Source organism: Bacillus sp. AFS040349 (genome assembly GCF_002577655.1).
GTDB lineage: Bacteria > Bacillota > Bacilli > Bacillales > Bacillaceae > Metabacillus.
The window spans coordinates 29,396-47,274 of the sequence record NZ_NUMC01000105.1 but is presented as its reverse complement, the minus strand read 5'-3'; the positions used below and the strand labels follow the sequence as shown (position 1 = coordinate 47,274).

At 36.2% G+C, this 17,879-nt stretch carries 20 protein-coding genes and 1 other annotated feature; of the genes, 15 read left to right on the top strand and 5 right to left on the bottom strand.

What is annotated here, in order from left to right; all coding sequences use genetic code 11:
• On the top strand, positions 1 to 187 hold a 187-nt coding region (locus COD11_RS27275), incomplete at its 5' end, for a hypothetical protein (RefSeq protein WP_218012748.1).
• 153 nt (positions 188 to 340) lie between these two features.
• On the opposite strand, the gene COD11_RS20445 is transcribed toward COD11_RS27275, so the two are convergent.
• Positions 341 to 1,150 carry an undecaprenyl-diphosphate phosphatase gene (locus tag COD11_RS20445; RefSeq protein WP_098798717.1) on the bottom strand — a complete coding sequence of 270 codons (810 nt, stop codon included), beginning with the start codon at positions 1,148 to 1,150 and terminating at the stop codon, positions 341 to 343.
• A 139-nt stretch (positions 1,151 to 1,289) separates the two neighbouring features.
• On the opposite strand from COD11_RS20445, the gene COD11_RS20440 reads away from it, so the two are divergent.
• Complete coding sequence (locus tag COD11_RS20440; protein WP_098798716.1) at positions 1,290 to 1,469, top strand: YjzC family protein; 180 nt, start codon at positions 1,290 to 1,292, stop codon at positions 1,467 to 1,469.
• 69 nt (positions 1,470 to 1,538) lie between these two features.
• On the opposite strand, the gene COD11_RS20435 is transcribed toward COD11_RS20440, so the two are convergent.
• Positions 1,539 to 1,730: a DUF2929 family protein gene (locus COD11_RS20435; protein ID WP_098798715.1), complete on the bottom strand. Its 192-nt coding sequence runs from the start codon at positions 1,728 to 1,730 to the stop codon at positions 1,539 to 1,541.
• A gap of 261 nt (positions 1,731 to 1,991) precedes the next feature.
• Here COD11_RS20435 and COD11_RS20430 point away from each other — a divergent pair, with 261 nt between their 5' ends.
• From COD11_RS20430 to COD11_RS20415, 4 genes are all read left to right on the top strand, one after another.
• The gene (locus tag COD11_RS20430; protein ID WP_098798714.1) at positions 1,992 to 2,726 is read left to right on the top strand and encodes a hypothetical protein; all 735 of its coding nucleotides are present in this window, start codon (positions 1,992 to 1,994) and stop codon (positions 2,724 to 2,726) included.
• A 134-nt stretch (positions 2,727 to 2,860) separates the two neighbouring features.
• Positions 2,861 to 3,655, top strand: coding sequence for an NAD(P)-dependent oxidoreductase (locus COD11_RS20425; protein ID WP_098798713.1), 795 nt, complete (start codon positions 2,861 to 2,863; stop codon positions 3,653 to 3,655).
• Between the two features lie 72 nt (positions 3,656 to 3,727).
• A complete protein-coding gene (locus COD11_RS20420; protein ID WP_098798712.1) occupies positions 3,728 to 4,681 on the top strand; it encodes a BMP family ABC transporter substrate-binding protein in 954 nt (317 codons plus the stop codon).
• 69 nt (positions 4,682 to 4,750) lie between these two features.
• Entirely contained in the window at positions 4,751 to 4,933 is a 183-nt protein-coding gene (locus COD11_RS20415) for a ComZ family protein (protein ID WP_098798711.1), read from the top strand.
• Positions 4,934 to 4,968: 35 nt separating this feature from the next.
• Here COD11_RS20415 and COD11_RS20410 read toward each other — a convergent pair whose 3' ends face one another.
• Positions 4,969 to 5,280: a hypothetical protein gene (locus COD11_RS20410; protein WP_098798710.1), complete on the bottom strand. Its 312-nt coding sequence runs from the start codon at positions 5,278 to 5,280 to the stop codon at positions 4,969 to 4,971.
• Between the two features lie 215 nt (positions 5,281 to 5,495).
• Between COD11_RS20410 and COD11_RS20405 the strand changes: the two genes are divergently transcribed.
• From COD11_RS20405 to COD11_RS20390, 4 genes are all read left to right on the top strand, one after another.
• A complete protein-coding gene (locus COD11_RS20405; RefSeq protein ID WP_098798709.1) occupies positions 5,496 to 6,428 on the top strand; it encodes a beta-ketoacyl-ACP synthase III in 933 nt (310 codons plus the stop codon).
• Positions 6,429 to 6,533: 105 nt separating this feature from the next.
• Positions 6,534 to 7,775, top strand: coding sequence for a beta-ketoacyl-ACP synthase II (fabF, locus tag COD11_RS20400; RefSeq protein WP_098798708.1), 1,242 nt, complete (start codon positions 6,534 to 6,536; stop codon positions 7,773 to 7,775).
• 123 nt (positions 7,776 to 7,898) lie between these two features.
• The gene (locus COD11_RS20395) at positions 7,899 to 8,666 is read left to right on the top strand and encodes a DUF2268 domain-containing putative Zn-dependent protease (protein WP_098798707.1); all 768 of its coding nucleotides are present in this window, start codon (positions 7,899 to 7,901) and stop codon (positions 8,664 to 8,666) included.
• A 170-nt stretch (positions 8,667 to 8,836) separates the two neighbouring features.
• On the top strand, positions 8,837 to 9,589 hold the full coding sequence (locus tag COD11_RS20390) for a YjbA family protein (protein ID WP_098798706.1): 753 nt from the start codon (positions 8,837 to 8,839) through the stop codon (positions 9,587 to 9,589).
• 75 nt (positions 9,590 to 9,664) lie between these two features.
• Here the strand turns inward: COD11_RS20390 and trpS are convergent, their stop codons facing one another.
• Together trpS and COD11_RS20380 are read right to left on the bottom strand one after the other, a co-directional pair.
• Positions 9,665 to 10,654 (bottom strand): tryptophan--tRNA ligase, encoded by a 990-nt coding sequence (gene trpS / locus COD11_RS20385; protein WP_098798705.1) that lies wholly within the window; start codon positions 10,652 to 10,654, stop codon positions 9,665 to 9,667.
• Between the two features lie 86 nt (positions 10,655 to 10,740).
• Positions 10,741 to 10,944: a binding site (T-box leader), on the bottom strand.
• 46 nt (positions 10,945 to 10,990) lie between these two features.
• Complete coding sequence (locus COD11_RS20380) at positions 10,991 to 11,350, bottom strand: DUF3899 domain-containing protein (protein WP_098798704.1); 360 nt, start codon at positions 11,348 to 11,350, stop codon at positions 10,991 to 10,993.
• Between the two features lie 402 nt (positions 11,351 to 11,752).
• On the opposite strand from COD11_RS20380, the gene COD11_RS20375 reads away from it, so the two are divergent.
• The 5 genes from COD11_RS20375 to COD11_RS20355 all read left to right on the top strand — a co-directional run bounded on the left by COD11_RS20375 (position 11,753) and on the right by COD11_RS20355 (position 17,606).
• Positions 11,753 to 13,441 (top strand): peptide ABC transporter substrate-binding protein, encoded by a 1,689-nt coding sequence (locus COD11_RS20375; protein WP_098798703.1) that lies wholly within the window; start codon positions 11,753 to 11,755, stop codon positions 13,439 to 13,441.
• 200 nt (positions 13,442 to 13,641) lie between these two features.
• Entirely contained in the window at positions 13,642 to 14,571 is a 930-nt protein-coding gene (opp3b, locus tag COD11_RS20370; protein ID WP_098798702.1) for an oligopeptide ABC transporter permease, read from the top strand.
• A complete protein-coding gene (opp3C, locus tag COD11_RS20365) occupies positions 14,571 to 15,602 on the top strand; it encodes an oligopeptide ABC transporter permease (RefSeq protein ID WP_098798701.1) in 1,032 nt (343 codons plus the stop codon). The genes opp3b and opp3C overlap by 1 nt, the downstream gene beginning before the upstream one ends.
• A gap of 18 nt (positions 15,603 to 15,620) precedes the next feature.
• Entirely contained in the window at positions 15,621 to 16,664 is a 1,044-nt protein-coding gene (locus tag COD11_RS20360) for an ABC transporter ATP-binding protein (protein WP_098798700.1), read from the top strand.
• Positions 16,665 to 17,606 carry an ABC transporter ATP-binding protein gene (locus tag COD11_RS20355; RefSeq protein ID WP_098798699.1) on the top strand — a complete coding sequence of 314 codons (942 nt, stop codon included), beginning with the start codon at positions 16,665 to 16,667 and terminating at the stop codon, positions 17,604 to 17,606.
• Positions 17,607 to 17,879: the final 273 nt, after the last annotated feature.

Below are 17,879 nucleotides of genomic sequence, written 5' to 3'. Positions count from 1 at the left end.
GGGACAGAAACAGGTAGGGAGCAGAGAAATAAGTCTCGATACTGCGAGAAGCGGGACAGAAACAGGTAGGGGCAGAGGAATGAGTCTCAATACTGCGAGAATCGGGACAGAAACAGGTAGGGAGCAGAGAAATGAGTCTCGATACTGCGAGAATCGGGACAGAAAAAGGAAGAAAGCAGAGAAATGAGTCTCGATACTGCACAAAATCGGGCCTCACAAGCAAAGACTATCCCAACTCGCTTTAAATGCCGCCTTGTCCAGGTTCGGTACAACTATAATTACAACTCCTATAATGAAAACAAAAAAAGCGCAAGGTCGCCCTCCACGCTTTTAAATCTCTCTATGCAAACAATAAAACCGCAATCCCAACCACAAAACAATAAAAAGAAAAGTATTTTAAATTTCCTTTAGCCATAATATTCATAAACCATTTCAGTGAGAAATAAGAAGTAATAAGCGCTGCAATAAACGCAATAATATAAGGGATAAGTAAGGTGTCTAAATTTGGATCATCCATTAAATCCGTGATACTTAAAATCATTCCCCCGAAGCTAACTGGGATAAAAAGTAGGAAAGAAAACTTTAAAGCTGTTTCCTGCTTCATACCCAAAGCCATCGCTGCAACAATTGTAGCACCTGATCGACTAATTCCAGGAATTAGCGCAATTGCTTGAGCAAATCCCACAATAAGAGCATCTTTAAAAGTAAGATCTCCATCATTTTTTCTCCCGCGTAGGTTACGAATTGTCCATAATGCAATTCCTGTGATAATCAGGGTAATGGCTGTTATTTGAATGTGTTTTAGGTGCTTTGAAATCACATCATCAAATAGGATACCAATGACTCCTGCTGGGATCGTTGCGATTATAAGATAAATGATAAATTGAAAGTCATTTTTGCTATGCTTGTCTTTTGTTGATATGTATTTTAACCCATTTACAGTTAATCTTACTAAATCTTCACGGTATATCATTAAAACAGCTATTAAAGAAGCTGCGTTAACTAACAATTCAAATGATAATCCTTCAATTTCAAGGCCAAGAAAATGCTGGGCAAAGACTAAATGTCCACTTGAAGAAATGGGGATTGGTTCCGTAAAACCTTGAAATACCCCTAATAAGAAGTATTTTATGATTAAAAATAGATCCAATTTAACATCCTCCGTTCATAAGATTTACAATCCTTTACCATTTAACTACAGGTTTGGAATCCTGTAAAGAACTTTTCTGAACTCATGAAATTTGGTCCTAGTGGAGATACTATGAGTAAGCAAGGGAGGAGGAGTTAAAATGGGCCAACAACATCGTTTTAGAGCTGGTCAAAAAGCACCTAACAATGGAATGTATGTAGAAATAGGTGAATCAGGGGACAACGTAAAAAACCCTGGTCAAATTAAATTAAAAGCGGGAGATCGTTTCCCAGAAACAGCCAACCATAATCGTCAATGGACATATAAAAGAAAGCCTTAAGGATTTAGCTTTCAATGAAACAAAAAACCCTACTTCTAAGTAGGGTTTTTTGTCTTTTAGTCGAATCATTTAATGATGGTCATGGTTTGGAACTGGCTCGCTAGGAATTAATTCCGCAATGACAAAGATGACAACGGTTGCAATCACAGCAAGTACCGTTGCAACCATAAAGTCATAATGACCACCTGTCATAGAGTTAACTACATATGACGCCATATGTATTAATAAAAAAGTCCAAAAAAATGTCCAAAAGAAACGCATATCGTTCACCTCTATTTCCAGACGAATTCTTACTATATATTATCACAATATCTTTCAATAATAAAAGAACCTTTTTTAATTGTTCATAAACTCTACAAATCCTGCATGAAATAATAAAACAAATTACTTATAAAAAGGTTGAAGAGGGTTGGAATCGTCTATATTTACACGAATAGTGATACAGTCCCATTCTTTTTGTATGTTAAGACATACATTATAAAGAATAGAAAAGTCACAAAAGAGAAAGGTGGTGGGCAAGTGATGAGTATATCGGAGCGTTTTTTTCAAATTGAAACGGAATGGAATGTAATCCATTTACCAACAAAGCCGAATGGGTTTGGAATATTTATCATCGGTGATCGATCAGATTTTGTTGATGGAACATCGAGTTTTTGGCATCAGCATTATGGACGTAATCAATTAATTTCCGAGTTGATGAACAAAGGATATACCCTTTTTCACTCTAATTTATTTGGAAACCATTGGGGAAGTCCTAGGTCAGTTACTATGGCAAAACAGCTTTATCATCTTGTAATGAAGAAAGAAATTTTAAATCAACGTATCCATCTGTTAGTCGACGGTATGGGTGGGTTAACTGGATTGCAATTAATGAATGAAATACCAGATAAGATTCGCTCTGTAGCCATGATGAATCCTTGCCTTGACCTCCAAGCCCATTTAGAAAATGAAAAAGAGCATAAGTTTTTTTATAAAAGATTAATAAAAGAAATTGCTGAAGCTTATGGGGCTGACCAGAAGAAGGTCCCTAGACTTGATTTACCAAATCTTACTACTATAAATTCACAAGTTCCAGTAAGAATTTGGCAAAGAATGAATAGCAGTACTTATGTTCATCATCATCATAGTAAACGGTTTGAAGAATTAAGGAAAGAGGCAGGTTCTCCAATTCAATTAATTTACCATTTAGGTGATAATCCTTATCGAACGAATCAATCGATCATTCGGTTTTACAAAGAAAATGAGAAGATATTATGATGAAATCTTTAAGGCGTCTTTATCTTAAGAGGCGCTTTTTTCGTGAGAGAGAAGGCACCTTAATTTGATTTAAAGTTCTATTAACCTGTTCTCCCGCATATTTTGGTTATAACGCCTACTAAGGAGGTAATGTTATGGTTAATTCTGTTATGGTATTTGGAGCACATTCTTATATTGGTTTTTCACTTATTGAAAAGTTTCTTGAAGAAGGGGTAGAAGTAACAGGAATATTTACTGAACCAAATAGAGATGACCAAAAAAACTTACTAAATGAACGACTTATGTTAATAGGAAGAAACGCTTTTTTTCAAGCGAAGTTTTCCTCACGTCATTTAACTGAAGAAGATCAGGCAGATGTTATTCTGTTTTGCTTTGACATGGTAGAAAAGGATTTTGAAAAGGAAGAATTTATACACGCCATACAATTAGCTAAGAAACATAAAACCCAGTTTCTTCTAATAGGGTCAAATGTCATTCATCCTAATAAAGATAAAAACCCTTTCATTGAAACAGGGCTAGGCTACCTTTCTGAGGAGCTTGATCATTATTCTGTTTTGTTATTTCCAAGTCTTTATGGCCCTTTTCAGCCTGAGGAAGAAAAAATTCATCAGCACTTGTTAGCTTATATAGACAATAAACAAACGTCATTAAATATTGAGGAGCCCATTATGTATATAGAAGATGCAACAAATGCAGTTTGGACATATATGGATGAACTTCAACAGGGAAAGATGTATTCCTTTGTAAGTGAGCTGAATGATGTTGAAACTAACTCTTTTTCAGTTGAGATAAAAATGAATGAAACCTCTTCAAAGATGGATGAAGTATTTGAGAAACAAGTTTTACATTCTTCTACTTCAATTGAAAAAGGCTTAGAGCAACAGCTTGATACTATTATAAGATTCCAAGATATTTATAAACTGAAGTAGAATCTTATTGTACAATTAAATATGGAAGATATAAAATAAAGGCAGTAAACTAGAAATAAGGGAGGGGTTGCCATGTACATAAAGTTTGGTTTTGTCTTTATCCTTCTTTTTTCGCTTTTTGGTTGTGGACAACCCGTAGCTTCAGGAAAACTGGAGAAAGTAGGTTTACTTGTACCCGATACAATAGATGATAAAGTATGGGGAACAAAAGGGTACAAGGGGCTGCTGAAGATTCAGTCTGAACTAGGCGTGGATGTTTTTTATAAAGAAGGAATGAATGATGAAGTTAGTATTCGTTCTGCTATTGACGAATTTCAAGAAAAGGATGTTAATCTGATTTTTGGTCATGGTAGTGAATATGCGGCTTTTTTCAATACGATTTGTAAAGATTATCCTGATATTCATTTCGTTCTATTCAATGGGGAAGCTTCTGGAGAAAATGTCACAAGCTTAAACTTTGAATCACATGCAATGGGCTTTTTTGGTGGAATGGTTGCTGGTGAAATGACGAATAATGATAAGGTTGGTGTATTAGCCGCATTTGAATGGCAGCCTGAAATTGATGGTTTTTTTGAAGGGGCATATTTCCAAAATGAAAATGTAAATATTGATATTCAATATGTACAAGATTGGAATGATGTCACGACAGCTATGACCCTGTTGGATGCAATGATTGCTGAAGGAGTAGACATTGTTTATGTTGCAGGAGATGGTTATAATATTTCCGTCATTGAGCGTCTAAAGGAAGAGGGCTTGTATGCAATTGGATTTGTATCCGATCAATCTGATTTAGGGAAAGGAACAGTTCTCACAAGTACAGTTCAACATGTGGATGTTTTATATGAGCTTGTTGCAAAAAGTTTTGATAGCGGAGAACTAGAAAGTGGAGAATTATTTTATGATTTCCAAGATGGTGTTATCTCAATGGGGAAATTTAGCCCCTTAGTGGAAAAAAGCTTTCAAACAGATCTTCAAGAATCTATTGAGGAATACAAGGAAAGTGGGCTCTTACCTAATCAATTGTAAGCATGTTTCTATACATACAAGATCATGCATTATATGATAATACTAGAGAATAAGAAGGAGTGAGTAAGAATGGAACAGCATCCAAAAACGATGGAATTTATGCAGATTGCAATGAAATATTTACCTGAGGCTAAGCAAAAATTAGAAGGTTCAGGGATTGACTTATCGATGGAAACAATTCAACCTATGCTTGAGTTATTTACGAAGGTTATGGGAGAAGCGTACGAATTAGGAAAGAAGGATGCACAATAAAAGCTGCCATTGGCAGCTTTTTCTTGTTTAGAAAATCATTTCTTCTTTTTTAAAAAATCCATAATAGGGGATAATTCCTTTAAAACTGGTTTAAGGTTTTCAAGAGAAACCATAATATCATCTATTTGCCCCATTAAAGTAAAATAGTTTACATCTTCTTTTTTGTTTTCTTGTTCTTCTTCTTGATGCAAGGAATGTTGAAGTCTTTTTGGAACTCTATTTCCGAACATGAGTTGAGTGAATTTATCTGTTGAAACGGTGTTCTTCTCTTTGTTTTCATCGGCTTTGGTTATTTGATCATCTAAATCATGAGAGGTTTCTTCAGAAAATGTTTCATTATATTCCATCTTAACACCTCCTTAGAAAGTTTAGTGTCGGGTCCAGGTAGTAATATTTTATGAATGTGATCAAGACGGGTTCTAGACTCGTGAACCAAAACATTCATATTGAAAAAAATTTTTGAATAAGATAAAATTAGTACCAAGTCATAACATTTGATATAAATTTAAATAAAATAAATTCACTTTTTTACTATTTATTAAAAGATAAAGGGGCTGCACAAATGAACGCAGGGATTATTGGTATCGGACGATACACACCTGAAAAAGTTGTTACAAATGCTGATTTAGAGAAAATCATGGATACATCAGATGAATGGATAAGAACGAGAACGGGAATTGAGGAACGTCGCATTGCTGATGATTCAGTTGATACTTCTCATATGGCTAAATTTGCTGCAGAGAAAGCATTAAAGGATGCTGGTATTGCAGCTGAAGATTTAGATTTAATTTTGGTTGCGACAGTAACACCAGATCAGCCCTTTCCATCTGTAGCATGTATGCTACAGGAATCATTAGGAGCAAAGAAAGCTGCGGCAATGGATATTAGTGCAGCATGTGCTGGTTTTATGTATGGGATGGTTACAGCTAAACAGTTTATTGAATCCGGAGCTTATAAGCATGTATTAGTTGTAGGTGTTGAGAAGCTTTCGAAAATTACAGATTGGGATGATCGTAATACAGCGGTACTTTTCGGGGATGGAGCTGGAGCGGCTGTCATTGGACCTGTTAGTGAAGGAAAAGGGATATTATCCTTTGAGCTAGGGGCTGATGGAACAGGTGGAAAGCACTTATATCAAGATGAATATATCATCATGAATGGCCGTGAAGTGTTTAAGTTTGCTGTAAGGCAAATGGGCGAGTCTAGTGTTAACGTTTTGGAAAAAGCAGGATTAACAAAAGAAGATGTTGATTTCTTAATCCCACACCAAGCAAATATCCGTATCATGGAAGCAGCTCGTGAACGTCTTGAGTTACCTGAAGAAAAAATGTCTAAAACAGTTAACAAATATGGCAACACTTCTGCTGCATCTATCCCTATTTCTCTAGTAGAAGAACTAGAAGCAGGAAAGATTAAAGACGGAGACCTAATTGTTATGGTAGGCTTCGGCGGCGGACTAACATGGGGAGCAATTGCTCTTCGTTGGGGTAAGTAGGTGCCCGGGACGGGTGTTGGAGTGCCTGTCACTCCCCGAAATATGTCGAACAACAATAGAAACAATTAAATAAATAAATTCTCTCAAAGGTGAGGTGTCATCATTATGGAAAAAAAGCGAGTAGTGGTAACTGGGTTAGGAGCTTTAACTCCAATTGGGAATGATGTGCAAACATCGTGGCAAAATGCGATCAATGGAGTATCAGGAGTTGGTCCAATAACAAGAATTGATTCTGAACCATATCCAGCTAAAGTTGCTGCAGAATTGAAGGATTTTGATGTTGAGCAATTTATGGATAAAAAAGAAGCGCGTAAAATGGATCGTTTCACACAATATGCTGTTGCAGCATCATTTATGGCTGTAAAGGATGCGAATTTAGAAATAACAGACGAAATCGCTCCACGTGTTGGAGTTTGGATTGGTTCTGGTATTGGCGGAATGGAAACATTTGAACAGCAATATAGAACGTTATTAGAAAAGGGACCAAGACGTGTTAGTCCATTTTTCGTACCGATGCTAATACCTGATATGGCTACAGGTCAGGTTTCAATCGCATTAGGTGCCAAAGGATTTAACTCTTGTACAGTAACAGCTTGTGCAACCGGAACAAATTCTATTGGAGATGCTTACCGTGTTATCGAGCGTGGAGAAGCGGATGTGATGATCACTGGTGGGGCAGAGGCTCCTTTAACTGAAATGTCATTTGCAGGCTTTACTGCGAACAAGGCATTATCTACAAATCCAGATCCTAAAACAGCAAGCCGTCCATTTGATAAAGATCGCGATGGCTTTGTTATGGGGGAAGGTGCTGGGATTATTGTTCTTGAAGAATTAGAGCATGCGCTAGCACGTGGTGCAACTATTTATGCTGAAATTGTTGGGTATGGCGCAACGGGTGATGCTTATCATATTACAGCACCTGCTCCAAACGGTGAAGGTGGTTCAAGAGCAATGAAAATGGCAATTGAACGCAGTGGCCTAAACGCAAATGAAATTGATTATATTAATGCACATGGTACAAGTACTCCTTATAATGATAAGTTTGAAACATTAGCTATTAAGGAAGTATTCGGTGAACACGCGAATAAGCTTGCAATCAGTTCAACTAAGTCAATGACTGGACATCTATTAGGTGCTGCTGGTGGTGTAGAAGCTATTTTTAGTATTCTCGCTATTAAAGAAGGAATTCTACCACCAACAATCAATTTACAAACTCCAGATCCTGATTGTGACCTGGACTATGTTCCAAACGAAGCACGTAAACAAGAAATCAATACAGCATTGAGCAACTCATTAGGTTTCGGTGGCCACAATGCTACGATTATCTTTAAAAAATATCAAGCATAACATAAAAAAGCCAAATCAAATTTGATTTGGCTTTTTGCATATTGATATCCCCGTAATCTCCAAAAGTAAGAACAGTCCTTCCTTCAATTCATAAACTAAAGAGGGAAGGAGTGATGAAACAAAATGAGTGTTATTAATACTACAGAGTGGTTAGAAACAACCCCAAACCAATATGAAATTTGTGAGAAACTAACACCTTACTTCTCTAAAATAAATGCACGGGACATTTCAAACTATCTCCATTCTTTTGGTATGTATAAAAGATCTCCAGCTAGCCAGGATTGGATTGATGTTATAAAGGATAAACGACTATTACATTTCATCAATGATGAAAAAAAGAAGTTAAAAAGCGAATGGAACGGACCTAGTGTCCCTATTTTTGTGTTTCCAGTTGATGTTCATAACAGGAAAATAGAGATGGAGTATAGAGGCCGATCTGGATTAGCTTTTCATGATAAGTTATTTTTATTTTTATCACAAGATGTGAAAAAAGAAGATATAAAGTCATTGCTAACTCATGAATATCATCATGTTTGTCGTTTGGCAGCTATTACAAAACCTGAAAAGGATTTTACGATTATAGATACAATGATAATGGAAGGATTAGCAGAAAATGCCGTTCGTGAAAAACTCGGTGAAGAGGCGGTAGCAGAATGGACGAAGCTTTATCATCCTGATCAATGCGATCGTTTCTTAGAAAGAATAATTTTGCCCCAGAAAAAAACGACTCGGCAAGATCAAAAGTTTACACAGCTTATGTTTGGAACTGGTTTTTATCCCAAAATGCTAGGGTATGCAGTAGGTTATCATCTAGTGAAGAATTATATGGAGAAAACGAACAAGGCGACAAAAGCACTTTTAGGGATTAAAGCTGAGGATTTTATTGAATAAAAAACCCTTTAATGTTGTGAAAAGTAACATTCTCTTACAATTCACAACATATATTTTAAGTAGGACAACCTTGCATAATAAAATCAAGCATATTCTTCAATGATTGGAATAATTTATCTAAAATTTGCCTATACTGTTTGACAAATGGTACTGAAGTGAGGGGTCAAAAAATGTTATTTCTTCATGATGTTTGGGTAAATTGGTTTGAAGGTGAAGAGAACGGGTACAACGTCTGTCATTTTCATGAATGGAGAAAGGATGACAGTGTTGAACTTCTTGATCAGGTTCCCCTATTAAAGGTTAATTCCTTACTTTTTGACTACATAGAAAACAACTTAGCGGAGTTACCACCTGGTCTACTAAAAGATATTTTCCAAAAGGCTTATATTCGTAAAAATCATGAAAGAATACAGTTGGATTATTGTTTTGTTGTTACAGATGGAATTGGTATTCTTGCAGTTGACACAATTGGTTATACAATTCCTATTCGCAAAAGCCGAATCATTCCAAGACAGGAACAACTAGTATTTGAAATGGTAAAGGATATTGAGCCTGAAGAGTATTCAATTGAAATGTTAAGTGAAGAAGATGAAAAAGAATATCACATTTTATCGTTAGCACCTCAACATATGAGAGGGTTAACAAGAAAAGAGCGCCAATTAAAGCAATTATTATTTATGGCACTTGATCAGTTACAAGCAACTAAAAATGCCGCAGAGGTAAAGTATTGGTATACTGAATGGAATCCAACGAAATATGAGGATATCCAGCAACGAGAGTTTGATGAAGTATGGAGACAATTATATGAAGAAACGATACATGGATGGTCTCCAAAGCATATCCAGTTATGTGAGCGATTAATTAAAGGACAACCTTTCTTTGAGAAGCTCTGGGATATGGAACATGAATCAAAAGTTAATTAAAGTGGACGAGCTACATATAAAAAAACGATGTGAGAATGTAACCAAAACATTTACACATCGTTTTTTCATTTATGTTTATTTTCGCTTACGACCAAGTCCCATTGCATTCTCCATTTTCTTAATCATTTTGCTTGCAACGGCATTTGCCTTTTCCGCACCTCTGTCTAATATCTGATCTAATTCTTCTGATTCCATTAATTGATGGTATTTTTCCTGAATAGGTGTAAGTGTATTAACTACTACATTTGCAACATCCGCTTTAAAGTCTCCGTATCCTTTTCCTTCGTAACGAGCTTCAATTTCTTCAATTGATTCATTCGTAAAGATGCAATAAATTGATAATAAGTTAGAGATACCTGGTTTATTTTCTTTATCATATTTGACGATACCTTCTGAATCCGTTACTGCACTTTTAATCTTTTTCTCAATTTGTTTTGGGTCGTCTAATAAAGTAATAAATGCTTTTTGATTCGGATCTGATTTACTCATTTTTTTTGTAGGATCGGCGAGTGACATTACACGGGCACCTACTTTTGGAATACGAACTTCCGGAACGGTGAAAATATCGTTGTATTTCTTATTAAAGCGCTCCGCTATATCTCTTGTTAATTCCAGATGCTGCTTTTGATCCTCACCAACTGGGACTAGGTCTGTATTATATAAAAGAATATCTCCTGCCATTAGTGGTGGATATGTGAGCAATCCAGCAACAACTGCTTCTTTCCCATGAGATTTGTCCTTGAATTGAGTCATTCTTTCAAGTTCGCCGATATAGGCAACACATTGTAACATCCATCCAGCTTGGGCATGGGCAGGAACCTCTGATTGAATAAATAATGTTACTTTTTCTGGGTCAAGCCCAACAGCAAGGTAAAGGGCTGCGAGACTACGAATGTTTTTACGAAGAGCTAATCGATCCTGAGGAACAGTAATTGCATGTTGATCGACTATACAAAAATAACAATTGTATTCATCCTGTAAATCAACAAATTGTCGTAATGCCCCAATGTAATTTCCTAACGTTACTGAGCCGCTAGGCTGAATTCCTGAAAAAATTGTTTTCATTTGTTTTCCTCCTAAATAGTGAACATGTATTTGATAAGCTGGCCACACTTCTTTTGGAACATACAAAAAGGCCCACTCGTCCCATTGATAGGGACGATGGACCGCGGTGCCACCCTACTTATTTCTATAGTAGAAATCACTTAATCTTTAACGCAGAAAACGTCTGTACGTACTAACTTTCTGTACAGAAGCTCAAAAGTCCATTCCATATCGGTCATTACCTGTTTCCACCAGCCACAGGCTCTCTTTAAATGCTCCTAATATGTACTACTCTTTTTCAAAGCCAATTATTTTTTCCTTATTATAAGTAAAGATTTTCTTCTTTGCAAATGGTTTCTATAAATAATAAAGGATTGTTGCTAGGGTCATAATCACAGTTACGATAATCCCACTAATTAAAAACGGGGAGTGGTTAAATGTGAGCAGCTCCGAAACAGGAGTCATTTCATCTACCTCTTGCTTTGATAATTCTTTTCCTTTTGATACAAACATTCTTCTAAATCCATATGTTATTCCATCAAAGAATCCCCCTTTAACAGTAAGTGTTAAGAAGGCAATAAAAAGCAAGCCAGCTCCAAAGAAAAAAGAAATATTAATAAATGAAAGCAACGTCAATTTCTGGTAAATAAAAAACGATAGTAAGATTGACAAAATTAAAGACACAATAACAAGCGTAAACGATTTTTTATCGGGCATGTTCTTCACTCTTTTCTACAATTTCATAACGATTATTATATCAGAAGAAAGGGGGAAGGGAAAAAGTCGAGAAATTATTATAGTAGACAAAGTATTAGTAGAAATTTTCATGAAAAATGTTAAAAGTTAAATTAAAAAATTTACACATTCTCCAAAAAAGTGTGTGAGATAATGTAACCCTTTACAAGTCAACGCGTTAAAGTGTTGTTACAAAAAATGTTAAAAAGATTAAGAAAATTCTTATGAAATACATAGGTATATGTACCTATTTTTTATTCGATTTTCTTTACTATTATTGCATTTCTGTAAATTTTATTAAAAAAGTAAATGCACAATTGTTTGAATACTTGTATAATAATCTCTGTAAAGCAAACTTGTATTAAAAAAAGGGAGGTCAAATTTGTGAAAAAGTCGAAATTTTTTCTACTTTTAGCATTATCGCTAGTACTTAGCATGTTCTTAGCAGCATGTAACGGCGGTGGTGACACAACTACTGAGACTGAAGGCGACAAAGATACGGCTGAAGAAACAGTAGCGCAAGAACTAAAGGTTTTAGAAACATCTGAAATTCCATCTATGGATAGCGTTATGGCACAAGACTCTGCGAGTTTTACAGCTTTAGCTAATACTATGGAAGGGTTATACCGTTTAGACCAAGATCAAAATCCTGTTCCTGGTATGGCTGATGGTGAGCCGGAAGTTAGTGAAGATGGACTTGTTTACACTGTTAAATTAAAAGATGCTAAATGGTCAAACGGAGATGCTGTTACGGCAGATGACTTCGTATTTGCATGGCAACGTGCGATTGACCCAGCAACTGCTTCTCCTTATGGTCCTTACATGATGGAAGGAAAAATCAAAGGAGCAAAAGAAATTACTGAAGCTGCTGCGGCAGGTAAAGAAGTAGATCTTAACACTTTAGGTGTTAAAGCTATTGACGAAAAAACTCTTGAAATTACTCTAGAAAAACCAGTACCATATTTCGAATCTTTAATGGCATTTGGTACTTTCTATCCTCAAAACAGAAAGTTTGTTGAGGAGCAAGGCGATAAATATGCAACTTCTCAAGATACATTAGTTTATAATGGTCCATTTGTTATGACAAACTGGGGTGGAACAACTGCTACAGAATGGACAATGGAAAAAAATACTGAGTATTGGGATGCTGAAACAGTATCTTTAGAAACAATTCAATACAACGTATTAAAAGATCCACAAGCTTCTGCTAACGCTTACGAAACTGGCGAAGCAGATATCACTGGTAAATTAGCATCAGATATCGTACCACAATATGAAGGTGACCCTAACCTTGTTAAATGGTTAGAGCCAACAATCTTCTGGATCAAAATGAATCAACAAAATGAAGCATTAGCAAACGAAAACATTCGTCGTGCGATTGCAACTGCGTTTAACAAAGAAGATTTAGCAACAAGCATTTTAAATAACGGTTCTGTACCTGCAAACTATGCAGTTCCAGCTGGTTTCGTTAACCACCCTGACACTGGTGAAGATTTCCGTGAAGCAAATGGCGATCTTTTAACTTACAATGTTGAAGAAGCTAAAAAGCTTTGGGAGCAAGGTTTAAAAGAACTTGGTACTGACTCTGTTGAATTAGTATACCTTGGTGGAGACACTGAAACTTCTAAGAAAACAGATGCTTATATTAAAGATCAATTAGAGAAAAACCTTCCAGGTTTAACTGTTGATGTTCAATCTGTTCCATTCAGCGTACGTTTAGACCGTGACGTGAAAATGGATTATGATTTACAATTTGCTGGATGGGGTCCAGACTATCAAGATGCGATTTCTTTCTCTGATTTATGGATCACTGAAGGTGGAAACAACAAAATGGCGTATTCTAACGAGCAATATGACAAATTGTTAGAAGATGCTCAATACACTTATGCTACTGAGCCTGCTAAGCGCTTTGAAGCACTTCAACAAGCAGAGAAAATTCTTCTTGAAGAAGATGCAGCACTTGCACCGGTTTACCAACGTTCATCAAACGTTCTTGTAGCAGATAAAGTAGAAGGCTTCACATATCACTTTATTGGTCCTGAGTACAGCTATAAGTGGGTTAAAATTAAATAATTTTATCCAGTAATACTATACTTCTTTCTTAATGGGTGAAAATACCACCTGGGGAGTCGGTGTCTTATAGTTTACGAAAAGGCCTAAAGTCGGTATAATTTAACGGGTTGAAGAGAGTATAGGTGATATACTCTCTTTTTCCCTGTATAAGAATTGTCGAAAAATGTTGAAAATTTAGTTTTCTTAGGAGGTGCTTATTGATGGTTAAGTATATTTCCCAGCGTGTATTTTATATGCTCGTTACCCTGATTTTAATTGCCACATTTACTTTTTTCCTCATGAAATTAATCCCTGGTACTCCCTTTACTAATGCAGGTAAGTTATCAGAAGCACAGTTAACAATCATGAAAGACAAGTATGGATTGGATGAGCCTGTGCCGGTACAGTACTTAACGTATATGGCAAATTTAGCAAAAGGTGATTTAGGTGTATCTTTCCAATTCAATAATGCCAATGTAACAGATATTTTAATGGATCGTATTGGACCATCTGCTTTATTAGGTTTCCAGGCTATGCTATTTGGAACAATTATTGGTATTATTCTTGGAGTAATTGGGGCGCTCCGCCAAAATACATGGGTTGATTATAGCGCTACATTTATAGCCGTTATAGGTAAGTCGATTCCTTCTTTCGTATTTGCTGGTTTACTTCAATATTATATCGGAGTTAAATTAGGGTGGTTTCCTGTAGCTTTCTGGCGTGGGCCAGAATATACAGTTCTACCTACGATTGCTTTATCCATGTTCCCGATTTCAATTGCTGCTCGTTTCATGAGAACAGAAATGATTGAGGTTTTAGGTTCTGATTATATTACCCTTGCTAAAGCAAAAGGAGCTTCCGCTTTCGAGGTTGCCTTTAAACATGGTTTACGTAATGCGTTAATTCCTGTTATTACAGTATTAGGGCCATTAACAGTAAGTTTAATGACAGGATCATTAGTAATTGAACAAATCTTTGGTATTCCTGGATTAGGGGAACAATTTGTTAAATCAGTTAACGTTAATGACTACCCAGTTATTATGGGAACAACCATTTTATTCGCTGCATTGTTTATTGTCGTTATCTTAGTTGTTGACTTATTGTACGGTCTAATTGATCCACGAATTCGTTTAGCGGGAGGTAAGAAGTAATGTCACAGCATGAAAAAGAAATTTCAAAAGAATTGTTTCAACCCGCTAATATTGATGCTTCAGCTAGTGAAGAAATTTCAAAGCCCAGTTTGACTTATTGGCAGGATGCATGGTTACGTGTAAGAAAAAATACTGCCGCTATTATAAGCTTGGTTGTACTTATCTTGTTAACTATTCTTTCTTTAGTTGGACCTTTCTTAAATGATTATGATTACAGTACTCAAACTGCAACACATGCAAACTTACCACCAAGAGTACAAGGCCTAGAAGATATTAGCTGGCTTCCTTTTGATGGTACACTTACAAAAAAGAATGGCGAAGAATACAACGCATATGAATTAAAGAATGCAACAGAAGAATATTATTGGTTTGGCACAGATAGCCTTGGGCGTGATATTTTCACGCGTGTTTGGAAGGGTACTCAAGTATCATTATATATTGCTGTATTAGCTGCAGTGATTGATATGATTATTGGTGTCGCTTATGGTGCCATTTCGGGTTACTTTGGCGGCAAAGTTGATACTGTTATGCAACGTATAATTGAGATATTAGTAGGTATTCCGAACCTCGTTGTTGTTATCTTGATGATCATAGTGCTCGAACCAGGTATAGTATCGATTACAATTGCCTTGACCATTACAGGTTGGGTAGGTATGGCGAGGGTTGTTCGTGGTCAAGTTCTTAAGTTTAAGAACCAAGAGTTCGTTTTAGCATCACGTACATTAGGTGCCGGTCATTCAAAAATCATTTTAAAACATTTACTTCCTAACTTAGTGGGAGTCATTATTATCAATACAATGTTTACGATTCCAAGTGCAATCTTTTTCGAAGCATTCTTAAGCTTTATTGGATTGGGATTACAAGATCCTTTAGCATCTTTAGGAACATTAATTGATTCTGGTTTTAGAACATTACGTTTATATCCTTATCAAATGTTGTTCCCAGCGATTGTCATCAGTTTAATTATGGTATGTTTCAACATGATTGCTGACGGACTACGTGATGCATTAGATCCAAAAATGCGCGACTAAAAGGTAGGTGAATAGTTCATGGAAAAAATATTAGAAGTGAAGGATCTACACATTTCCTTCCACACATTTGGAGGAGAGGTTCAGGCGATTCGAGGTGTAAACTTTGACCTATTCAAAGGGGAAACTCTTGCAATCGTTGGTGAATCCGGATCAGGAAAATCAGTTACAACAAAATCAATTATGCGCCTTTTACCTGAATCTAATTCAGAAATTAAAAAAGGTGAAATTTTATTTGATGGAAAAGATTTAGCAAAGCTTCCTAATAAAGCAATGCAAAAAATTCGTGGTAAAGATATTTCAATGATCTTTCAAGATCCAATGACATCGTTAAATCCAACAATGAAGGTTGGAAAACAAATTGTGGAGCCGATTACAAAGCACCAAAACCTAAGTAAATCGGCAGCAAGAGAACGTGCAATAGATTTATTACGTTTAGTAGGAATTCCGCAACCAGAAGAGCGTTTCAACCAATATCCTCACCAATTTTCAGGTGGTATGAGACAAAGGGTAGTAATTGCAATTGCTCTAGCTTGTAATCCAAAGGTTTTGATTGCCGATGAGCCGACAACTGCTCTAGATGTTACAATTCAAGCACAAATACTTGAATTAATGAAGGATCTTCAAAAGAAAATTGATACGTCCATAGTTTTCATCACTCATGACCTTGGTGTAGTAGCAAATGTTGCTGACCGAGTGGCTGTAATGTATGGAGGAAAAATTGTGGAGATTGGGACAGTGGATGAAGTATTTTATAATCCACAGCATCCATACACATGGGGACTTATCAGTTCAATGCCAAGTCTTGATTCAGAAGACGCAGAATTATATGCAATCCCAGGTACACCACCTGACCTTTTAAATCCACCTGTTGGTGATGCATTTGCTGCTCGTAATGAATATGCTATGCAAATTGATTTAGAACAACAGCCACCGATGTATCAAGTATCACCTACACATTATGCTGCAACATGGTTGTTGCACCCAGATGCGCCTAAAGTTGAGCCACCTATAGCTGTTCAACGCCGTAGACGTCAGTTCCCTGGAAACAAGGAGGGAAAATAAATGGCAGAAAAGAAATTACTTGAAATTAAGAATTTGAAGCAATATTTTAATGTTGATAAGCCGAATGAAGTAAAGGCTGTTGATAATATCTCTTTTGATATTTATAAAGGAGAAACACTTGGTCTTGTAGGGGAATCCGGTTGTGGAAAATCTACAACAGGTCGTACAATTATTCGATTGTACGATGCGACTGGTGGAGAGGTTCTTTATGATGGCGTCAACGTTCATGGAAAGAAATCAAAAGAAGAATTAAAAGCTTTTAACCGTAAAATGCAGATGATTTTCCAAGATCCATATGCATCGTTAAATCCACGTATGAAAGTTTCTGATGTTATTGCTGAAGGAATTGACATTCATGGTCTTGCTAAAACGAAAAAAGAGCGTATGGAAAAGGTTTACGAGCTTTTAGAAACGGTTGGTTTAAACCGTGAGCATGCTAACCGTTATCCACATGAATTCAGTGGTGGACAACGTCAGCGTATCGGAATTGCTCGCGCTCTAGCAGTTGATCCTGATTTCATCATTGCCGATGAGCCGATCTCTGCTTTGGACGTATCTATTCAAGCTCAGGTTGTAAACTTAATGAAAAAGCTTCAAAAGGATAAAGGATTAACATACTTATTTATTGCCCATGATTTATCAATGGTTAAATATATAAGCGACCGTATTGGGGTTATGTATTTCGGTAGACTAGTTGAGCTAGCAACAGCTGATGAGCTATATAATAACCCAATTCATCCTTACACACAGTCTTTATTATCTGCAATCCCTCTACCGGATCCAGATTATGAACGCACTCGTGTGAGAAAAACCTATGACCCAAGTCAGCACAATTATAAACCTGACGAAGAGGTTGAATTCAGAGAAGTAAAGCCAGGACACTTTGTTATGTGTTCAAAAGCTGAATTTGAAAAATACCAAAAAGAAAATGGTACTAAATAATTATCGAGAGACTGCCTAGATAGGTTACGTTATCTAGGGCACAATAATGTAATATGAAAAGACCATCAAATTGTAGACTGTTTGATGGTCTTTTTTTGTTTATATGTAGGTTTGTCCTTGAATTAAACCACATGGAATTGATTTGCTGGTCCTTTAATCTTCAATAAGTACAAATCAACCATCATTCGCTAAAAAATTTTTTCCTATATTCGACATCTACATAAATGCATACACTAACAAAGGGGTACAGAAGGTTAGGTTCTACAATTTATA

Excerpts from the sequence above, each read along its gene's own strand:
- COD11_RS20440 (WP_098798716.1), top strand. The coding sequence starts at position 1,290 with ATGGGCCAACAACATCGTTTTAGAGCTGGTCAAAAAGCACCTAACAAT.
- COD11_RS20435 (WP_098798715.1), bottom strand. The coding sequence starts at position 1,730 with ATGCGTTTCTTTTGGACATTTTTTTGGACTTTTTTATTAATACATATG.
- COD11_RS20430 (WP_098798714.1), top strand. The coding sequence starts at position 1,992 with ATGAGTATATCGGAGCGTTTTTTTCAAATTGAAACGGAATGGAATGTA.
- COD11_RS20425 (WP_098798713.1), top strand. The coding sequence starts at position 2,861 with ATGGTTAATTCTGTTATGGTATTTGGAGCACATTCTTATATTGGTTTT.
- COD11_RS20420 (WP_098798712.1), top strand. The coding sequence starts at position 3,728 with ATGTACATAAAGTTTGGTTTTGTCTTTATCCTTCTTTTTTCGCTTTTT.
- COD11_RS20415 (WP_098798711.1), top strand. The coding sequence starts at position 4,751 with ATGGAACAGCATCCAAAAACGATGGAATTTATGCAGATTGCAATGAAA.
- COD11_RS20410 (WP_098798710.1), bottom strand. The coding sequence starts at position 5,280 with ATGGAATATAATGAAACATTTTCTGAAGAAACCTCTCATGATTTAGAT.
- COD11_RS20405 (WP_098798709.1), top strand. The coding sequence starts at position 5,496 with ATGAACGCAGGGATTATTGGTATCGGACGATACACACCTGAAAAAGTT.
- fabF (WP_098798708.1), top strand. The coding sequence starts at position 6,534 with ATGGAAAAAAAGCGAGTAGTGGTAACTGGGTTAGGAGCTTTAACTCCA.
- COD11_RS20395 (WP_098798707.1), top strand. The coding sequence starts at position 7,899 with ATGAGTGTTATTAATACTACAGAGTGGTTAGAAACAACCCCAAACCAA.
- COD11_RS20390 (WP_098798706.1), top strand. The coding sequence starts at position 8,837 with ATGTTATTTCTTCATGATGTTTGGGTAAATTGGTTTGAAGGTGAAGAG.
- trpS (WP_098798705.1), bottom strand. The coding sequence starts at position 10,654 with ATGAAAACAATTTTTTCAGGAATTCAGCCTAGCGGCTCAGTAACGTTA.
- COD11_RS20380 (WP_098798704.1), bottom strand. The coding sequence starts at position 11,350 with ATGCCCGATAAAAAATCGTTTACGCTTGTTATTGTGTCTTTAATTTTG.
- opp3b (WP_098798702.1), top strand. The coding sequence starts at position 13,642 with ATGGTTAAGTATATTTCCCAGCGTGTATTTTATATGCTCGTTACCCTG.
- opp3C (WP_098798701.1), top strand. The coding sequence starts at position 14,571 with ATGTCACAGCATGAAAAAGAAATTTCAAAAGAATTGTTTCAACCCGCT.
- COD11_RS20360 (WP_098798700.1), top strand. The coding sequence starts at position 15,621 with ATGGAAAAAATATTAGAAGTGAAGGATCTACACATTTCCTTCCACACA.
- COD11_RS20355 (WP_098798699.1), top strand. The coding sequence starts at position 16,665 with ATGGCAGAAAAGAAATTACTTGAAATTAAGAATTTGAAGCAATATTTT.